Raw genomic sequence first — 17,166 nt, forward strand, 5'->3', positions numbered from 1 at the left:
GGCGCCGAATACGTAGCGCCGAGCGAGTCCGATCACCGCCTGCGAGCCGGCCTGGAGCCGCGCTCGCGTCGACGGCGCTCGTCCGCTTTCGCACGGAGATCCCGATGAGTACGACGTTCCCTCACATGGCGACTTCCATGAACGACCTTCCCGGCCAGCGCAAGGACGAGCGCGTGCGGCCCATCCCCTTCTGGCGCGCGTTCGCGGCCCGGCCCGAATTCGGATCCCTGGCCGGCGCCGTGCTGGTGTTCGCCCTGTTCGGGGTGTTCGCCGGCGATTCGGGCATGTTCAATCTCGACGGCGTGATGAACTGGTCGCAGGTCGCCGCCTATCTGGGGATCATCGCGGTCGGCGCGTGTCTGCTGATGATCGCCGGTGAGTTCGATCTGTCGATCGGTTCGATGATCGGCTTCGCCGGCATGCTGATGGCGGTGCCGGCGATGTTCCTGGGCTGGCCGATGTGGGCGGCGGTGTTGTTCACCTTCGTGTGCTGCGCCGCGCTGGGCTGGCTCAACGGTTATCTGGTGGTGCGCACCGGCTTGCCGAGTTTCATCGTCACGCTCGCCTTCATGTTCATCCTGCGCGGGCTGACCCTGGTGCTGTCCACGCATTTCTCCAACAGCACCGTGGTCAGCGGCGTCGGCGAGGCGGTCGCGCGCGATCCGCTGATCAGCGGCTTGTTCCGCGGCGCAGCCTGGCCGGGGCTGTTCGAATGGCTCGCCAACAGCGGCGTTATCGATCGCCTGCCCAACGGCAAGCCAGTGGTCGAGGGCATTCCCAAGGTCTTGCTGTGGTGGGGCGCGCTGGCCGCGGCCGCGGGTTTCGTGCTGTCGCAGACCCGCACCGGCAACTGGATCTTCACCGTCGGCGGCGACGCCAACGCGGCCAAGAACGTCGGCGTGCCGGTGCGAAAGGTCAAGATCGGCCTGTTCGTGGTCACCGCCTTGTGCGCCTGCCTGTTCGGCGTGCTGCAGGTCGCCGACATCGGTTCGGCGGCGGCCGATCGCGGCCTGCAGAAAGAGTTCGAGGCGATCATCGCCGCGGTCATCGGCGGCGCCTTGCTGACCGGCGGCTACGGCTCGATCCGCGGCGCCTGCATCGGCGCGCTGATCTTCGGCGTGGTCCAGATCGGCATCTCCTACACCGACATCAATTCCGATTGGTACCGCGTATTTCTCGGCGCGATGCTGCTGCTCGCGGTGTTGTTGAACCACTACATCCGCCTGCGCGCGACCGGCGCGAAGTGAGGACCTGGCCATGAACGACGACTGCATCCTGCAACTGGAAAACGTCAGCAAGTACTTCGGCAGCGTGATCTCGCTCAAGGACGTGAGCCTGCGCCTGCGCCGCGGCGAGGTGCATTGCCTGCTCGGCGACAACGGCGCCGGCAAATCCACGCTGATCAAGACGCTGGCGGGCGTTCACCGCCCCAGCGAGGGCCGTTATCTGGTCGAAGGCCAGCCGGTGTGCTTCAAGTCGCCGCGCGAAGCGCTCGATCGCGGCATCGCCACGGTCTACCAGGATCTGGCGTTGGTGCCGCTGATGAGCGTGGCGCGCAATTTCTTCGCCGGCCGCGAGCCGCGGCGCAAGCTGATGGGCCTGATCCCGGTGATGGACATGGACTTCGCCGCCGATACGGCGATGACCAAACTCGCCGAGATGGGCATCCACGTGCGCTCGCCGCACCAGCCGGTGGGGACCATGTCCGGCGGCGAGCGGCAATGCCTGGCGATCGCGCGCGCGATCCATTTCGGCGCCAAAGTGCTGATCCTGGACGAACCCACCGCCGCGCTCGGGGTGAAGCAAAGCTGCAACGTGTTGATGCTGATCCATCAGGCGCGCGAGCGCGGCATCTCGGTGATCTTCATCACCCACAACGTCCATCACGCCTATCCGATCGGCGACAGCTTCACCGTGCTCAACCGCGGCCAGTCGATGGGCAGCTTCGCCAAGCACGAGATCAGCAAGGAACGCGTGCTGGACATGATGGCCGGCGGCAGCGAGATCCAGACCTTGTTCGACCGGCTCGAAGGACGCAGCGCCGCATGAACCGCGCACGCCGGCCCCCACCGTTTTCCGGAACCCGCTCATGACCGATCGCGCTCTCGATGCCATCTTCCTCGGCCGCGTGGCCGTGGATCTATACGCGCAACAGACCGGCGCGCGTCTGGAGGACGTCGCCAGTTTCGCCAAGTACCTGGGCGGCTCGTCGGCCAACGCCGCGTTCGGTCTGGCCCGGCTGGGCCTGCGCAGCGCGATGCTGAGCCGCGTCGGCGACGACCACATGGGCCGCTTCCTGCGCGAAACCCTCGCGCGCGAAGGCTGCGACGTGAGCCGGTTGAGCACCGACCCGGACCGGCTCACCGCGCTGGTGCTGCTCGGCATCAAGGACCGCGACACGTTTCCGTTGATCTTCCATCGCGAGAACTGCGCCGACATGGCGTTGAGCGCGGCCGATATCGATGAGGACTTCATCGCCTCCAGCCGCGCGCTGGCGATCACCGGCACCCATCTGTCGACCGCCGGCGTGCACGCGGCGAGCCTGCGCGCCCTGGAATACGCGCGCCGCCACGGTGTGCGCACGGTGCTCGACATCGATTATCGGCCGGTGCTGTGGGGCCTGACCGGACGCGGCGACGGTGAGACCCGTTTCATCGCCGACGACGGCGTGACCCGGCATCTGCAATCGGTGCTGCCGTTGTTCGATCTGGTGGTCGGCACCGAAGAGGAATTCCTGGTCTCCGGCGGCGGCAGCGATCTGATCGCGGCCCTGCGCGCGGTTCGCGCGGTCACCTCGGCCTTGCTGGTGGTCAAGCGCGGCGCGCAGGGCTGCAGCGTGATCGAAGCCGCGGTGCCGGCCGATATCGACGATGCGCCAACCTGTCGCGGCACCCGGGTCGAAGTGCTCAACGTGCTCGGCGCCGGCGATGCGTTCATGGCCGGCTTCCTGTCGGGCTGGTTGCGCGACGAGCCGATCGAACGTTGCTGCGCCTATGCCAACGCCTGCGGCGCGCTGGTGGTTTCGCGCCACGGCTGTGCGCCGGCGATGCCGAGCCGCGCCGAACTGGATTATTTTCTCGCCAACGCCGATCGCCTGCAGCGCCCCGATCGCGACGAACAGCTGACCCATCTGCATCGGGTCAGCGTGGCGCGCGCGCATTGGGACGATCTGCATGTGTTCGCGTTCGACCATCGCACCCAGTTGTTCGACCTGGCGCGCGAATGCGACGCGCCCGAATCGCGTCTGCCGCGGCTCAAGTCCTTGCTGGTGCAGGCGGTGGATCGCGCCGAGCGCGGTCTGGATCTGCACGGACGGATCGGCTTGTTATGCGATGAGACCTACGGCCAGGATGCGCTGGATGCCGCCACCGGCCGCCGCTGGTGGATCGGCCGTCCAGTGGAAATGCCCGGTTCGAACCCGCTCGAGTTCGAGTACGGCCGCTCGATCGGCACGCAGTTGTCGCGTTGGCCGCTCGAACACGTGGTCAAGTGCCTGGTGCAGTTCGATCCCGACGGCGATGCGCTGGTCAGGATCGAACAGGAAACCCAGTTGCGCGGCTTGTACGACGCGGTGCGCGCGAGCGGGCACGAACTGTTGCTGGAAGTGATACCGCCGGCCGACAGCGAAGGCCGGCGCGGCGGCGAGCGGGTGCTGCGTTCGCTCAAGCGGATCTACAACCTCGGCATCCGCCCGCATTGGTGGAAACTGGCGCCGCTGACGATGCGCGACTGGGAGGCGCTGGACGCGTTGATCGAAGAACGCGATCCGTACTGCCGCGGTGTGTTGCTGCTCGGTTTGAACGCGCCGTTCGCCGAACTGTCCGAGGGTTTCGCCGCCGCCTCGCGCAGCCGTAGCTGTCGCGGTTTCGCGGTAGGACGCAGCATCTTCGTCGAGCCCGCGCGCGCCTGGCTGCGCGGCGATATCGACGACGACGCCCTGGTGGCGCGCGCCTGCGCGGGTTTCGCCGAACTGGCCGCGCTGTGGGCGCGGTCGCGTCAAATCCGTTCCGCGCCTGCCGCCGGAACCGTCGAGCATGCCGCATGAACACCACGTCCTCCCCCGCGTCGGCGACGGCATCCGGTTCCGGCGGCGCGGTGCGCCTGACCATGGCTCAGGCCCTGGTGCGCTACCTCGCCGCGCAATACACGATCGATCCCGACAGCGGCGAACGCGTGCGCCTGTTCGGCGGCGTGTTCGCGATCTTCGGCCACGGCAACGTCGCCGGATTGGGCGAAGCGCTGTATCAGCACCGCGACGCGTTGCCGACTTACCGCGCCCACAGCGAGCAGGGCATGGCCAATGCCGCGATCGCTTACGCCAAGGCGTGCATGCGCCGACGCATGATGGCGGTGACCGCGTCGATCGGGCCGGGTTCGACCAATCTGGTCACCTCGGCGGCGCTGGCTCACGTCAATCGTCTGCCGGTGCTGCTGTTGCCGGGCGACAGCTTCGTTTCGCGCGCGCCCGATCCGGTGCTGCAACAGCTGGAGGATTTCGCCGACGGCACGGTCAGCGTCAACGATTGTTTGCGTCCGGTGTCGCGCTATTTCGACCGTATCGTCAAGCCCGAACAACTGCTGCGCGCCTTGCCGCGGGCGATGCGCGTGCTAACCGATCCGGCCCTGTGCGGCCCGGTCACCCTGGCCTTGCCGCAGGACGTGCAGACCGAAGCCTGGGATTGGCCTGAAGCGTTCTTCGCGCCGCGTCTGCATGCGTTCCGCGCGTTGGCGCCGCAGGCCGAGGAGGTCGACGCGCTTGCCGCTGCATTACGTGAGGCGCAGCGGCCGGTGCTGATCGCCGGCGGCGGCGTGTTGTACGGCCGCGCCGGCGATGAACTGCGCCGCTTCGCCGATCTGCACCGAGTGCCGGTGGCTGAAACGCAGGCCGGCAAGGGCGCGCTGGCTTGGGATCACCCCTTGCAACTGGGCGCGGCCGGCGTCTGCGGTTCCAGCGCCGCCAACGCGCTGCTCGCGCAGGCCGATCTGGTGCTGGCGGTGGGCACGCGGCTGCAGGATTTCACCACTGGTTCGAATGCGCTGTACGCCGAAGCGCGCATCGCCACGCTCAACGTCAACCCGCACGACGCCTTGAAAGGCGGCGGCCCGGAACTGATCTGCGACGCCGGCCTCGGCCTGCACGCGCTGTCGGCGGCGCTGTCGGATTGGCGCGCACCTGAGTCGTGGAGCGCGCGCGCGCAAGAGCAGGCGCAGGCCTGGCGCGCGATCGTCGACACCGTCACCGGCCGACGCGAACTGCCCGCGGGCACCTTGCCGTACGACGGCGAAGTCATCGGCGCGGTGCAACGCTCGGGCGCGCAGTCCGACAGTGACGACATCGTCGTCTGCGCCGCCGGCACCTTGCCGGCGGAACTGGAAAAACTCTGGCGCACGCGCACGCCCGGCGGCTATCACATGGAGTACGGCTACTCCTGCATGGGCTACGAGATCGCCGGCGGCCTGGGCGTGAAGATGGCCCGGCCGGAGCGCGAAGTGGTGGTGATGGTCGGCGACGGCAGCTATCTGATGCTCAACGCCGAGATCGCCAGCTCGGTGATGCTGGACATGAAGCTGATTATCGTGGTGTTGGACAACCGCGGGTTCGGCTGCATCAACCGCCTGCAGCAGGCCTGCGGCGGCGCGCCGTTCAACAATATGTGGGACGACTGCCTGCACGCCGGCGACGGCGCCCCGGCGATCGATTTCGCCGCGCATGCCCGTGCGATGGGCGCGCAGGCCGAGCATGTCGCCGACATCGACGCGCTGGAGCAGGCAATGCGGCGCGCGCGCGCCGCGCGCGGCACCTATCTGATCTCGATCGACACCGACCATCGCCGCACCACCGAGCACGGCGGTTGCTGGTGGGAAGTCGCGGTGCCGCAAGTGTCCGAGCGCGAAGCGGTGCGGCAGGCGCGGCGCAGTTATGAGATCGCCAAACAACGACAGCAACCGCGGCCGCCGGCCGCACAGGTGGACTCAGATGTCTGACGGCGCGTTCGCGGTCAAGATCGGCATCAACCCGATCGGCTGGAGCAACGACGATCTGCCCTCGCTGGGCGGCGAAATCCCGTTGTCGACGGCCTTGCTCGAAGGCCGTCAGATCGGTTACCAGGGCTTCGAACTGGGCAACAAGTTTCCGCGCGAACCCGAGGCGTTGCGCGAACTCATGGCCGGCTACGGGCTGGAGGTGATTTCCGGCTGGTATTCCGGACGGCTCGCGCGGCGCAGCGTCGAGGAGGAAATCGCCGCGGTGCAGGCGCACCTGCGCCTGCTGGCCGGCAACGGGTGCAAGGTCATGGTCTACGGCGAAGTCGCCGACGCGATCCAGGGCGAGCGCGACGTGGCCTTGCACAAGCGACCGCGCTTCGCCGACGAAGCCGCGTTCGCCGGTTACGGCGAGCGGGTGACCGCGTTCGCACGCTATCTACTCGAACACGGCGTGCGCCTGGCCTATCACCATCACATGGGCGCCTACGTCGAGTCGCCCGGCGATATCGACCGGCTGATGGCGGCGACCGGCGAGGAAGTCGGCCTGCTGTTCGACAGCGGCCATGCCTATTTCGGCGGCGGCGATCCGCTGGCGCTGCTGCGCCGTCATATCGGCCGGGTCTGTCACGTCCATTGCAAGGACGTGCGGCCGGAGCTGATCGAACTCGCGCGCAATCGCCGCTGGAGTTTTCTCGACTCGGTCCTCAACGGCGTGTTCACCGTGCCCGGCGACGGCGCGATCGATTTCGCCGCGCTGATCGGCGTGTTGCGCGAACACGGCTACGCCGGCTGGCTGGTGGTCGAGGCCGAACAGGATCCGGCGGTGGCGCCGAGTTATGCCTTTGCCGAGCGCGGCTATCGGACCTTGCGCGCGCTGGTCGACGGCGCCGCGATGCGGGAGGTCGCATGAGCCTGCTGGTCAAGGCTCAAGCCGAAGGCCGGCGGATCGTCCAGGTCACGCCCGAATCCGCCGGCTGGCGTCATGTCGGTTTCGAAAGCCTGAGGCTTCGCGCCGGCGAAAGCGCCGCCCTGGATCTGCCGTCGGGACGCGAAGGCTGTCTGGTGGTGTTGACCGGCACCATAGACCTCAGCGCGGGCGCGCATTTGTTCGAACGCATCGGCGGACGCGCGAGCGTGTTCGAGCCGCGTTCGCCCGACGCGGTGTACGCGCCACCGGCGACGCCGCTGCGGATCCACGCTCACGACGAGGTCGAACTGGCCCTGGCCACCGCGCCGGGCCAGGGTCGCCATCCGCTGCGGTTGATCGCCGCCGATTCGATGCAGCGCAGCGTGCGCGGGCAGGGCAGCAACACCCGTTACGTCTGCGACATCCTGCCGCAGACCGAAGCGGCCGAATCCCTGCTGGTGGTGGAGGTGGTGACGCCGGCCGCGCATTCGTCCAGCTATCCCCCACACAAGCACGACAGCGACAACGTTCCACTGGAAAGTTCGCTGGAAGAGACCTACTACCACCGCATCGATCCGCCGCAGGGTTTCGCGTTCCAGCGCGTCTACACCGACGATCGCGAGCTCGACGAATCCATGGCCGTGTGCGACCGCGATCTGGTCATGGTGCCGCGCGGTTACCACCCGGTGGTGATGCCGCATGGCTATCGCGGCTACTACCTCAACGTGATGGCCGGTCCGCGCCGGGTCTGGCATTTCAAGAACGATCCCGCTCACGACTGGCTGATGAAGCCCTGATTCCGCTTACGACAGGAAGACCGAACATGTCCGCCCAGATGTCCCCACACGCCGGCCCCGCGCGCATCGGCCATTACATCGATGGTCGCCCGCATGCGGGCGACGGCGACAGCGCCGCCTGCTACAACCCGGCCAGCGGCGAGGTGATCGGCGCGGTCGCGTTGGCGACCGCGGCCGAGGTCGATGTGGCGGTCGCCGCCGCGCGCGCCGCGTTTCCCGCCTGGTCGCGCACGCCGCCGCTCAAGCGCGCGCGGGTGATGTTCCGCTTCAAGGCGCTGATCGAACGCGAACTGGACGCCTTGTCCGCGCTGATCACCCGCGAGCACGGCAAGGTGTTGTCCGATGCGCGCGGCGAGCTGATCCGCGGCCTGGAAGTGGTGGAGTACGCCTGCGGCATTCCCGAATTGCTCAAGGGCGATTACACCGAGCAGATCGCCAACGGCATCGACGCCTGGACGATGCGCCAGCCGCTGGGCGTGTGCGCCGGCATCACCCCGTTCAATTTTCCGGCGATGGTGCCGATGTGGATGTTCCCGATGGCGATCGCTTGCGGCAACAGCTTCGTGCTCAAGCCGTCCGAGCGCGATCCGTCCACCGCGCTGCGCCTGGCCGAACTGCTCAAGGAAGCCGGATTGCCCGACGGCGTGTTCAATGTGGTTCAAGGAGACAAGGTCGCGGTCGACGCGCTGCTGGACCATCCCGACGTGCAGGCGATCAGCTTCGTCGGTTCCACCCCCATCGCCGAATATATTTACGCCCGCGGCTGCGCGCGCGGCAAGCGTGTGCAGGCGCTGGGCGGCGCCAAGAATCATCTGGTGGTGATGCCCGATGCCGATCTGGACGCGACCGCGGACGCGTTGATCGGCGCCGGCTACGGCGCCGCCGGCGAACGCTGCATGGCGATCTCGGTCGCGGTCGCGGTCGGCGAGGCCACCGCCGATGCGCTGGTCGCCAGGCTCGCGCCGAAGGTGCGCGCGCTGCGCATCGGCGACGGCATGGATCCTGCCAGCGAAATGGGCCCGGTCGTCACCGCCCAGCATCGCGACAAGATCGTCGCCTACATCGACGACGGCGTCGCCGCCGGCGCGCAGCTCGTGGTCGACGGCCGCGGCCATCGCGTGGCTGGCCATGAACACGGATTCTTCCTCGGCGGCAGTTTGTTCGATCGCGTCGGCATCGACATGCGCATCTATCGCGAAGAAATCTTTGGGCCGGTGCTGTGCGTGGTGCGCGTACCCGATTTCGCCGCGGCGCTGGCGCTGATCGACGCGCACGAGTTCGGTAACGGCACCGCGATCTTCACCCGCGACGGCCTGGCCGCGCGCGAGTTCGCCCACCGCGTGCAGGTCGGGATGATCGGCATCAACGTGCCGATCCCGGTGCCGATGGCCTTCCACAGTTTTGGCGGCTGGAAGAAGAGTCTGATGGGCGATCACCACGCGCACGGCCCGGAAGCGGTGCGTTTCTACACCCGGCAGAAAGCCGTCACCCAACGCTGGCTGGCCGGCGGCGCCAGCGGCGGAGCCCAGTTCGTCATGCCGACCCACTGACGCTGTCGCGTCGCGGACCGAGGTCCGCGTCGCGATAGGCGCCCTTCGATCCTTGTTCCCACCCATGCCTTTCAGGAGGCGTGCTATGCCTGCTTTACTCAAAAATCCGCTTCACGCTTCCTTGTTGCTGGCGCTGTTCGGCGTCGTCGCGCATGCGCCGGCGAACGCCGGGGAGAACAGTCCGTACCTGCTCGGCGACTGGGGCGGCAAACGCAGCGCGCTCGCCGACCGCGGTGTGAGCTTCGAGTTCGGACACACCAGCGAAACCGCGCGCAACCGCAGCGGCGGCGTGCGCGAACTGACCCGTTACACCGACCAATGGAAACTCGGCGCCGTGGTCGACCTCGACAAGACCTGGGGCTGGACCGGCAGCGCGTTCCAGGTGATGTTCACCCATCGCGGCGGCGACAACCTCGGCGCCGATGCCGGCATCGGCAATAACCAGCTCATCCAGGAAGTCTATGGCCGCGGCCAGACCTGGCATCTGACCGTGTTCGCCTTGAGCCAGGACCTGTTCGGCGGCAAGGCCAACCTGCGTATCGGCCGCTTGCCGGTCGGCGAGGACTTCGCCGGTTTCAGCTGCGATTTCATGAGCCTGACCTTCTGCGGCGCGCCCCCGGGCAACATCGCCGGCGATTACTGGGTGAACTGGCCGACCAGCCAATGGGCGGCGCGGATCAAGCTCGACACCGGCGCCGACACCTATCTGAAAATCGGCGCCTACCAGCTCAATCCGAAGTACGTCGACGACGCCTACGCCGAACGCAACGGCTGGAAACCCGATTTCCCGTCGGGCACCACCGGCGCGCTGATTCCGGTCGAGTTCGGTTGGACGCCGAAGCTCGGCGGCCGCCCGGGCAGCTACAAGATCGGCGGCTGGTACAGCAATGCCGGCGGCGCCGACCTGTTCTACGACCGCGACCGCCAGCCGCGCGCGCTGACCGGCGGCGATCCCCTGCAGCGCGGCAGCCGTTACGGCGGATTTCTGTCGTTGCGGCAACAACTCAGCGGCGACAGCGACCGCAGCGGCGCCAGCGTGTTCCTCAATCTGACCCAGGCCGACCGCAACACCTCGGCGACCGATCGCCAGATCGCGCTCGGCGTGACCTACAAGGGCGTGTTCCAGCGGCCCAACGACTACGTCGGCCTGGCGTTCGGCGCCACTCATGCCGGTGCGCGCGCGGCCGATCACCAGCGTCTGTTCAATCGGCTGCACCCGCAGTCGGCGGCGCCGGTCAAGGACGGCAACGAGTACGTGACCGAGGTGTTCTACAACTGGTCGCCGATCGCGTCAGTGTCGCTGCGGCCCAATCTGCAGTACATCCGTCATCCGGGCGGTACCGATGCGAATCGCGATGCGTTCATTGTGGGATTGAAGACCAATATCGATTTCTGATCGTCGCATCCGCTTCGTCGCGTCGCGGGCGAGCCGATGCGCCGTCAAGCGGAATTTGCGAGCGTCGCCGTGCGCCGGCGCGGCGGCGCACAGGTTCGTTTCTCGCCGGGCCGCAGTGGTCGAACGCGCGCCGTTGCCCGGCGGACGCACCGAGATCGATCCAAGACGTGTACCGCGGTGGTGCTGCGTCGCGGTCTGGTTGGGTCTGGTCTGGTCGGGGCGCGACGCATTCGTCCGTCGAGCGCGTTGCGTGGGCATCGCTGTCGCGCATCGTGGCGCCATGGCGACGTTGTGATACGCGTTCACGCCGCCCCGCATCGCCACGATTGCGAGCCGCCGGCTCGCGGTGGTAGCGTGCCCCGACTTCCGCCAATGGGACCGCCTCATGAACAAGCTGACGCTTTGCGCCGTGACCTCGCTGGCCGTGTTCGCCGGTAGCGCCTTCGCCGCGCCGGTCACCTACAAGATCGACCCGTCCCACACCTATCCCAGCTTCGAAGCCGACCACATGGGCGGTCTGTCGACCTGGCGCGGCAAGTTCAACAAGTCCGAGGGCACGGTGACGCTCGACAAGAAGGCCGGCGCCGGCACGGTCGAGGTCAGCATCGACACCACCAGCATCGACTTCGGTCTGGACGCGATGAACGAGCACGCCAACAAGGCCGATCTGTTCGATACCGCCAAGTTCCCGACCGCGACCTACAAGGGCAAGCTGGCCGGTTTCAAGGACGGCGCGCCGAGCAAGGTCGAAGGCGAGCTGACCCTGCACGGGGTGACCAAGCCGCTGGAGCTGAAGATCAACAAGTTCAAGTGCATGCCGCATCCGATGCTCAAGCGCGAGGTCTGCGGCGCCGACGCCAGCGCGAGTTTCCAGCGCGACCAGTTCGGCATCGCCGCCGGCAAGGACTGGGGCTTCAACATGGATGTGAGCCTGCGCATCCAGATCGAGGCGGTCGCGGCGGAGTGATCTAGCGCGGCCGATCCGCGTCGCGTTGGCGCGATCGGAACCGCGCGATGTGCGCGCGCAAGCCAGAAACAAAACGCGCCGCCCTCGGGCGGCGCGTCTGGTTTTGGATGACGCTTGAGCGTCGCGCCCGGGCATGTCGCCCAGGCGCATGTCGCCAGTCGCCGCAAGCGCGCGGCCGGCTCAGTTCGAACGATATTCCCAGCGCTGATTGGGCCCGCCGTGGCAGGTCCACATATGCACCAGCGATCCGTCTTGCTGACCCAGGTTCGGATCGTCTAGACACTTGCCGTTGAGCCCGCTGCGGATTTCACCGCGCAGACGCCAGGACTGATGGGGCAGGCCGTTGCAGCTCCAGATCCGTATCTGGGTGCCGTTGGCGAAACTGCCGTTGGCCGCTTCCAGGCACTTGTCGCCGATGCCGAGAATGCGGCCGCCGGGTCCGAGCCGCCACTTCTGCTGGGCCACACCGCTGCAATCCCACAACTGCACCGGAGTGCCGTCGGCGCTGTTGCCGCCGATCACATCCAGGCATTTGCCGCCGATGCCGGTGATGGCGCCGCTCTGCGGATTGAAGTTCCAGATCTGCTGGGCGACGCCGGAACTGTCCCACAGGTGCAGCAGCGTGCCGTTGGCGGAACTGCCCCCGATCGCGTCCACCGCCTTGCTACCCAGGCTGAGGATGGTGGTGTTGGTGAAGCTCCAGGCCTGATTGCTCGCGCCGGTGGCATCGTAGATCTGCAACTGCGCGCCGTTTTCGGGATTGATCCCGACCACGTCGAGCATGCGTCCGCTCGGCACACCGCGCAGATTGGCGTAGGTGTCGCCGAGCGACCAGTTCTGCTGCGCAAAGCCATTGCAGCCGAACACCTGCACCACGCTTGTGTTGGCGGTGGCGCCACCGCGTACGTCCAGGCATTTGTTGCCGATGCCGACGATGGTGCCGGGTGCCGCGCCGCTCGCGACGGCGTTGACCGCGGCGGCGGCATTGACGATGCCGGTGCCGATCGGTTGCGAGGGCGTGCTAGGGAACGGCGTCGTGGTCGACTTGAGCAGGCTTTCGATCTGCGCCGGCGTGCGTTGCTGCGACGATACCGAACGCAGCAGCGCGACCACGCCGGCGACATGCGGCGCGGCCATCGAGGTGCCGCTCATATAGCCGTAGCTCGCGGCCGCGGGCGTGGTCGCGCCCGAGTTGAGCGTCGAGTAGATATTGGTGCCCGGCGCGGCCAGATCGACCAGGGCGCCGAAGTTGGATTGCTGGCTGGCGTTCCAGACCGAACGCGCGCCGTTGCTGTCGACCGCGCCGACCGCGATCACGTTGTTGCAGTTGGCGGGGTTGGCGTTGGAGGCATTGACGTTGCCGTTGCCGGCCGCGACGACCACGGTGGTGCCGCGCGCGACCGCGCCGTCGATCGCGTTCTGATACGTCGCACTGCACACGCCCGAGCCGCCCAGGCTCATGTTGATCACGTTGGCGGGCGTGGCGTTGGCAGGTACACCGGCGACCGCGCCGCCGGACGCCCATACGATCGCGTCGGCGATGTCGGACAGATAACCGCCGCAACGGCCGAGCACGCGCACCGGCTGGACCCGCGCGCCGAACGCGGTGCCGGCGACGCCGGAGCCGTTGTTGGTGACCGCGGCGACGGTGCCGGCGACATGGGTGCCGTGCCAGCTCGAATTGGCGGCCGCGAACGGACCGCATTCGCCCGCGCTTTGCCAGTCGCCTTCGTCGTTCGGATTGGGATCGCGACCGTTGCCGTCGCGCGCGGTGACCGCGTCGTTGATGAAGTCGTAGCCGGCGACGAGGTTGGCGTTGAGATCGCCGTGCGAGGTGATGCCGGTGTCGAGCACGGCGACGACCACGCCGGCGCCGTTGCCGATGTCCCAGGCCTGCTCGGCGCGGATGCCGGCGTCGGCGTCGTTGTAACCCCATTGCAACGGGTAGCTCGGATCGTTCGGGGTCAGGGTGGTGTGCATGCGCGCATCGATCTCGACGTAATCGACTTGCGGATCGGCGGCCAGCCGGCGCATCAACGCGGCGGCTTGATCGCGGTCGAGACGACGGTCGGCGATGACGACATCGGTGCCGGCCAGCGCGGTCGAGCGCAGGGTCTTGAGCGCGAGCGCCGGTTCGGCGCCGCGCCGTACCCGTTCGGCGGCGCGATTCAACGCGGCGGTCTTGGCCGACGCGGCTGCGCGCGCGGCGGCGCCGGGCACGTAGCGGACGATGAAGCGATCGAACGAGGGCTGCGCATCCAGGCCGGACAGCCGGGCTTCGCCGGCGAACGCAGGCGCGTGGGCGAGCGCGCACAGGCCGATCGAGGCGGCGATGGCGAGGCTCAGGCCGTGCGAGCGGGTGGGTTGGGAGCGGGTGTTGACGTAGCGCATAGAGAATCCTTCTCCAATGGCATCCCCAGGCGTTGGGGGGCGATCCGGGACCGGTCGTACGCTTCGATCCACGAACGAAGTGCGTGCGAACTGCGAGGCGATCAGCCGGCAGCGACGCGAGCTTCCGATTGTGCAGGCCGGCGATCGATGAAACTGAGATCGTTCGCGAGTTCCGCATCGATACGCGATCGTATCGATTGCGCGGTGTCGGCTTCGCTCGTCGCCACGATGATGATGATGGCGACGGTGGCTGAATGCGGATGCGACAACGCGTGTGCCGGTGCGGCGTCATCGAGTGCCAGAGAACATACATTCGCTTGATTCCGGTCAGGATCAGGCATGACAAATCACACTGTGAGCGGCTCTAGACGCGGGCGATAGTCGCCTGCGAGCCGGCGGCGGATCGGGGCTTGCGCGGGCCTGCGCGGCTCGGATCGGGCTCGGTCGCGAGGCATGCCGAAGATGACCGTGGCTTTGCGCGGCATCATCGCGCCGGTGCCGGATTCGACCGCGGATTTTTCTGCGGATCGGATCGAGCCGGCACTGACCGCGATCGTCGCGCCGTGAAATCGTCAGCCAATTGCAACCCGCGTCGCTTGCATCGAATACCGCAATCGACGCGCGCCCGAACCGAACGATCCATCGTTTCGGGATCGATCGACCCCGCGGCAGCGCCGCATCCGCGCAGCACAGAATCCGCGCACCAAAGGACGCCAGCGAGCATGACCGATCCATCGCCTTCCGCCGAGCACGCCGAGCGCCAGCCCCACGACCACCGCTGGGCCGCGTTGGCCGTGCTGTGCATGGGCGCGCTGATGATCGTGCTCGACTCGACCATCGTGAATGTCGCATTGCCGTCGATCCGCACCGACCTGGGGTTCAGCGAAAGTTCGCTGGCCTGGGTGGTCAATGCCTATCTGCTGACCTTCGGCGGCTTCCTGCTGCTGGGTGGGCGACTCGGTGATCTGTTCGGCCATCGCCGCGTGTTCCTGATCGGCATCGCGGTGTTCACCCTGGCCTCGCTGGCCTGCGGACTGGCCGGCAGTCAGACCTTCCTGGTCGCCGCGCGCGGCGTGCAGGGGCTCGGTGGCGCGGTGGTCACCGCGGTAGCGCTTTCGCTGATCATGAACCTGTTTACCGAACCGGCCGACCGGGCCAAGGCGATGGGCGTGTACAGCTTCGTCTGCGCCGGCGGCGGCAGCGTCGGCGTGCTGCTCGGCGGACTGCTCACTGGCGGGCTGAGCTGGCACTGGATTTTCCTGGTCAATATTCCGATCGGCCTGATCGTGATCGCGGCGACGCTGAAGCTGTTGCCGGCATCGCGCGGGCCGGGCGAGGGCCAGTTGGACATCGCCGGTTCGATCACCGTGACCGCGTCGCTGATGCTCGCGGTGTACGCGATCGTCAACGGCAACGAGGCCGGTTGGACCTCGCTGCATACGCTCGGCCTGCTCGGTGTGGCGGTGGCGCTAATGCTCGCGTTCTTGTGGATCGAATCGCGGGTCAGCGCGCCGCTGATGCCGCTGAGCCTGTTCCGCCTGCGCAATGTCGCGGTGGCGAATACGGTCGGCGTGCTGTGGGCGGCGGCGATGTTCGCCTGGTTCTTCCTGTCGGCGCTGTACATGCAATTGGTGCTGAAATACACGCCGATGCAGGTCGGGCTGGCGTTCTTGCCGTCGAACCTGATCATGGCGGCGTTCTCGCTGGGTCTGTCGGCCAAGTTGGTGATGCGCTTCGGCATCCGCTGGCCGCTGGCGATCGGCCTGGGCCTGGCGACGATCGGCCTGCTGCTGTTCGCGCGCGCGCCGGTTGGCGGCGATTTCGTCAGCGATGTGTTGCCGGGCATGCTGTTGCTCGGGCTCGGCGCCGGTATCGCCTTCAATCCCTTGTTGCTGGCGGCGATGAGCGATGTCTCGCCGGCCGAATCGGGCCTGGCCTCGGGCATGGTCAACACCGCTTTCATGATGGGCGGCGCGTTGGGGCTGGCGATCCTGGCCAGTCTCGCCGCCTCGCGCACCTCGGCGCAGGTCGCAGCGGGCGCTGATCTGATTGCGGCGCAGGCCGAGGGTTATCACCTCGCGTTTCTGGTCGGTGCGGTATTCGGTTTGACCGCGGCCTTGCTCGGCGGCCTGCTGCTGCGCACGCCGGCCAACCAGGCCGCCGAGGGCGCGCAGCCGGCGCTGCATTGAGCGTTGCCCACGAATAAGTTCGAACGGCTTCAATCCCAGCAACGGGCCTGGCCCGAAGGAGGACGCATGAGCTACGTGGATGGATTCGTATTGGCGGTACCCAAGCAGAACCTCGCCGCCTACCGGCGCCTGTCGCGACAGGCCGGCAAGATCTGGATGGAGTACGGCGCGCTGTCGTATGTCGAAGCGGTCGAGGACGACGTCAAGCCCGGCAAGAGCACTTCGTTTCCGCAGGCGGTGAAGCTCAAGCCCGGCGAAGTCGTGGTGTTCGCGTGGATCGTCTACAAGACCCGCGCGGCGCGCGACCGGATCAACAAGCAGGTGATGAACGATCCGCGCCTGAAGATGCAGGGCGAGACCATGCCGTTCGACGGCAAGCGGATGATCTTCGGCGGCTTCAAGAAGCTGGTCGAGTTCTGATCCGATCCGTCGCGTGAGGCGTGCCGCCTTCGCCTGGGCGAGGCGGCGCGCACGCGGGCGAACCCATGCCGGGCGCTTGCTGCCGGGTTGTGGCTGCAACCCCGGCACGTCCGGCTTGAACGAATGCTCCGGCGCGGCGCCGGGTCATCTGGCTGCTGCCGCGCATTTTTTCGTGAGCGTATCCAGTTCCTCGAACAGCGACGGCTCGTTCGCGGTGAAGTTGAAACACGATTTTCCCTGCATCTTTTTGCGCAGGGCGTCGCTGATGCCATCCAGCAAGGACGGATTTTCATACACGGGCATCAGGTGATAGCTGACGTAGGACTTCTTCGTCTGCACGGCGCCGAAAAACCTGGGCTTCGCCTTGGGTGTGGCCGCGGCCAGTTCGACGTAGAAATTGCCGGGTTCGTCCGTCTTGATGGACATGCCGGCGGTGTGCTTGCGAAGAATGCCGGAAAGCGAGGCGAAGCTTGAAGCGAAATCGGTCATGGCACGATCCCGTTGCGTTTGCGGGGTTGGCTGTCTTGCTTATACGCGCAGCTGAGGTCTGAGCGACACCACCGC

The 17,166-nt window shown here is 67.2% G+C and carries 14 protein-coding genes; 11 read left to right on the plus strand and 3 right to left on the minus strand.

Features of this window, described 5'->3' with window-relative positions:
- Positions 1–137: 137 nt before the first annotated feature.
- The 9 genes from ASD86_RS18175 (at position 138) to ASD86_RS18215 (ending at position 11,602) form a co-directional block, all read left to right on the plus strand.
- Complete coding sequence (locus ASD86_RS18175) at positions 138–1,247, plus strand: ABC transporter permease (protein WP_200957263.1); 1,110 nt, start codon at positions 138–140, stop codon at positions 1,245–1,247.
- Positions 1,248–1,257: 10 nt separating this feature from the next.
- Positions 1,258–2,049: an ATP-binding cassette domain-containing protein gene (locus ASD86_RS18180; protein ID WP_056113823.1), complete on the plus strand. Its 792-nt coding sequence runs from the start codon at positions 1,258–1,260 to the stop codon at positions 2,047–2,049.
- 40 nt (positions 2,050–2,089) lie between these two features.
- Positions 2,090–4,045 (plus strand): 5-dehydro-2-deoxygluconokinase, encoded by a 1,956-nt coding sequence (iolC, locus tag ASD86_RS18185; protein WP_056113826.1) that lies wholly within the window; start codon positions 2,090–2,092, stop codon positions 4,043–4,045.
- A complete protein-coding gene (gene iolD / locus ASD86_RS18190; protein ID WP_056113829.1) occupies positions 4,042–5,985 on the plus strand; it encodes a 3D-(3,5/4)-trihydroxycyclohexane-1,2-dione acylhydrolase (decyclizing) in 1,944 nt (647 codons plus the stop codon). Before iolC ends, iolD begins: the two co-directional genes overlap by 4 nt.
- Positions 5,978–6,895: a myo-inosose-2 dehydratase gene (iolE, locus tag ASD86_RS18195; protein ID WP_056113831.1), complete on the plus strand. Its 918-nt coding sequence runs from the start codon at positions 5,978–5,980 to the stop codon at positions 6,893–6,895. The genes iolD and iolE overlap by 8 nt, the downstream gene beginning before the upstream one ends.
- On the plus strand, positions 6,892–7,689 hold the full coding sequence (iolB, locus tag ASD86_RS18200) for a 5-deoxy-glucuronate isomerase (protein ID WP_056113833.1): 798 nt from the start codon (positions 6,892–6,894) through the stop codon (positions 7,687–7,689). Before iolE ends, iolB begins: the two co-directional genes overlap by 4 nt.
- 26 nt (positions 7,690–7,715) lie before the next feature.
- Positions 7,716–9,239: a CoA-acylating methylmalonate-semialdehyde dehydrogenase gene (locus ASD86_RS18205; protein WP_082578477.1), complete on the plus strand. Its 1,524-nt coding sequence runs from the start codon at positions 7,716–7,718 to the stop codon at positions 9,237–9,239.
- 85 nt (positions 9,240–9,324) lie between these two features.
- Entirely contained in the window at positions 9,325–10,635 is a 1,311-nt protein-coding gene (locus tag ASD86_RS18210; protein ID WP_157476820.1) for a carbohydrate porin, read from the plus strand.
- 385 nt (positions 10,636–11,020) lie between these two features.
- The gene (locus tag ASD86_RS18215; protein WP_056113839.1) at positions 11,021–11,602 is read left to right on the plus strand and encodes a YceI family protein; all 582 of its coding nucleotides are present in this window, start codon (positions 11,021–11,023) and stop codon (positions 11,600–11,602) included.
- A gap of 180 nt (positions 11,603–11,782) precedes the next feature.
- On the opposite strand, the gene ASD86_RS26105 is transcribed toward ASD86_RS18215, so the two are convergent.
- Positions 11,783–13,993 (minus strand): S8 family serine peptidase, encoded by a 2,211-nt coding sequence (locus tag ASD86_RS26105; RefSeq protein ID WP_082578478.1) that lies wholly within the window; start codon positions 13,991–13,993, stop codon positions 11,783–11,785.
- Positions 13,994–14,094: 101 nt separating this feature from the next.
- The gene (locus ASD86_RS26920) at positions 14,095–14,334 is read right to left on the minus strand and encodes a hypothetical protein (RefSeq protein ID WP_157476822.1); all 240 of its coding nucleotides are present in this window, start codon (positions 14,332–14,334) and stop codon (positions 14,095–14,097) included.
- Between the two features lie 381 nt (positions 14,335–14,715).
- Here ASD86_RS26920 and ASD86_RS18225 point away from each other — a divergent pair, with 381 nt between their 5' ends.
- Positions 14,716–16,182, plus strand: coding sequence for a DHA2 family efflux MFS transporter permease subunit (locus ASD86_RS18225; RefSeq protein ID WP_056113841.1), 1,467 nt, complete (start codon positions 14,716–14,718; stop codon positions 16,180–16,182).
- A 66-nt stretch (positions 16,183–16,248) separates the two neighbouring features.
- On the plus strand, positions 16,249–16,602 hold the full coding sequence (locus ASD86_RS18230; RefSeq protein ID WP_056113844.1) for a DUF1428 domain-containing protein: 354 nt from the start codon (positions 16,249–16,251) through the stop codon (positions 16,600–16,602).
- Between the two features lie 144 nt (positions 16,603–16,746).
- Here the strand turns inward: ASD86_RS18230 and ASD86_RS18235 are convergent, their stop codons facing one another.
- Complete coding sequence (locus ASD86_RS18235) at positions 16,747–17,091, minus strand: hypothetical protein (protein WP_056113847.1); 345 nt, start codon at positions 17,089–17,091, stop codon at positions 16,747–16,749.
- Positions 17,092–17,166: the final 75 nt, after the last annotated feature.

It is taken from the genome of Lysobacter sp. Root690 (genome assembly GCF_001427785.1).
In the GTDB taxonomy this organism is placed as follows: domain Bacteria; phylum Pseudomonadota; class Gammaproteobacteria; order Xanthomonadales; family Xanthomonadaceae; genus Lysobacter.

What these genes read in the sequence shown, in the direction of transcription:
- ASD86_RS18175 (WP_200957263.1), top strand. Translation starts at nt 138, where the DNA reads ATGAACGACCTTCCCGGCCAGCGCAAGGACGAGCGCGTGCGGCCCATC.
- ASD86_RS18180 (WP_056113823.1), top strand. Translation starts at nt 1,258, where the DNA reads ATGAACGACGACTGCATCCTGCAACTGGAAAACGTCAGCAAGTACTTC.
- iolC (WP_056113826.1), top strand. Translation starts at nt 2,090, where the DNA reads ATGACCGATCGCGCTCTCGATGCCATCTTCCTCGGCCGCGTGGCCGTG.
- iolD (WP_056113829.1), top strand. Translation starts at nt 4,042, where the DNA reads ATGAACACCACGTCCTCCCCCGCGTCGGCGACGGCATCCGGTTCCGGC.
- iolE (WP_056113831.1), top strand. Translation starts at nt 5,978, where the DNA reads ATGTCTGACGGCGCGTTCGCGGTCAAGATCGGCATCAACCCGATCGGC.
- iolB (WP_056113833.1), top strand. Translation starts at nt 6,892, where the DNA reads ATGAGCCTGCTGGTCAAGGCTCAAGCCGAAGGCCGGCGGATCGTCCAG.
- ASD86_RS18205 (WP_082578477.1), top strand. Translation starts at nt 7,716, where the DNA reads ATGTCCGCCCAGATGTCCCCACACGCCGGCCCCGCGCGCATCGGCCAT.
- ASD86_RS18210 (WP_157476820.1), top strand. Translation starts at nt 9,325, where the DNA reads ATGCCTGCTTTACTCAAAAATCCGCTTCACGCTTCCTTGTTGCTGGCG.
- ASD86_RS18215 (WP_056113839.1), top strand. Translation starts at nt 11,021, where the DNA reads ATGAACAAGCTGACGCTTTGCGCCGTGACCTCGCTGGCCGTGTTCGCC.
- ASD86_RS26105 (WP_082578478.1), bottom strand. Translation starts at nt 13,993, where the DNA reads ATGCGCTACGTCAACACCCGCTCCCAACCCACCCGCTCGCACGGCCTG.
- ASD86_RS26920 (WP_157476822.1), bottom strand. Translation starts at nt 14,334, where the DNA reads ATGCCTGATCCTGACCGGAATCAAGCGAATGTATGTTCTCTGGCACTC.
- ASD86_RS18225 (WP_056113841.1), top strand. Translation starts at nt 14,716, where the DNA reads ATGACCGATCCATCGCCTTCCGCCGAGCACGCCGAGCGCCAGCCCCAC.
- ASD86_RS18230 (WP_056113844.1), top strand. Translation starts at nt 16,249, where the DNA reads ATGAGCTACGTGGATGGATTCGTATTGGCGGTACCCAAGCAGAACCTC.
- ASD86_RS18235 (WP_056113847.1), bottom strand. Translation starts at nt 17,091, where the DNA reads ATGACCGATTTCGCTTCAAGCTTCGCCTCGCTTTCCGGCATTCTTCGC.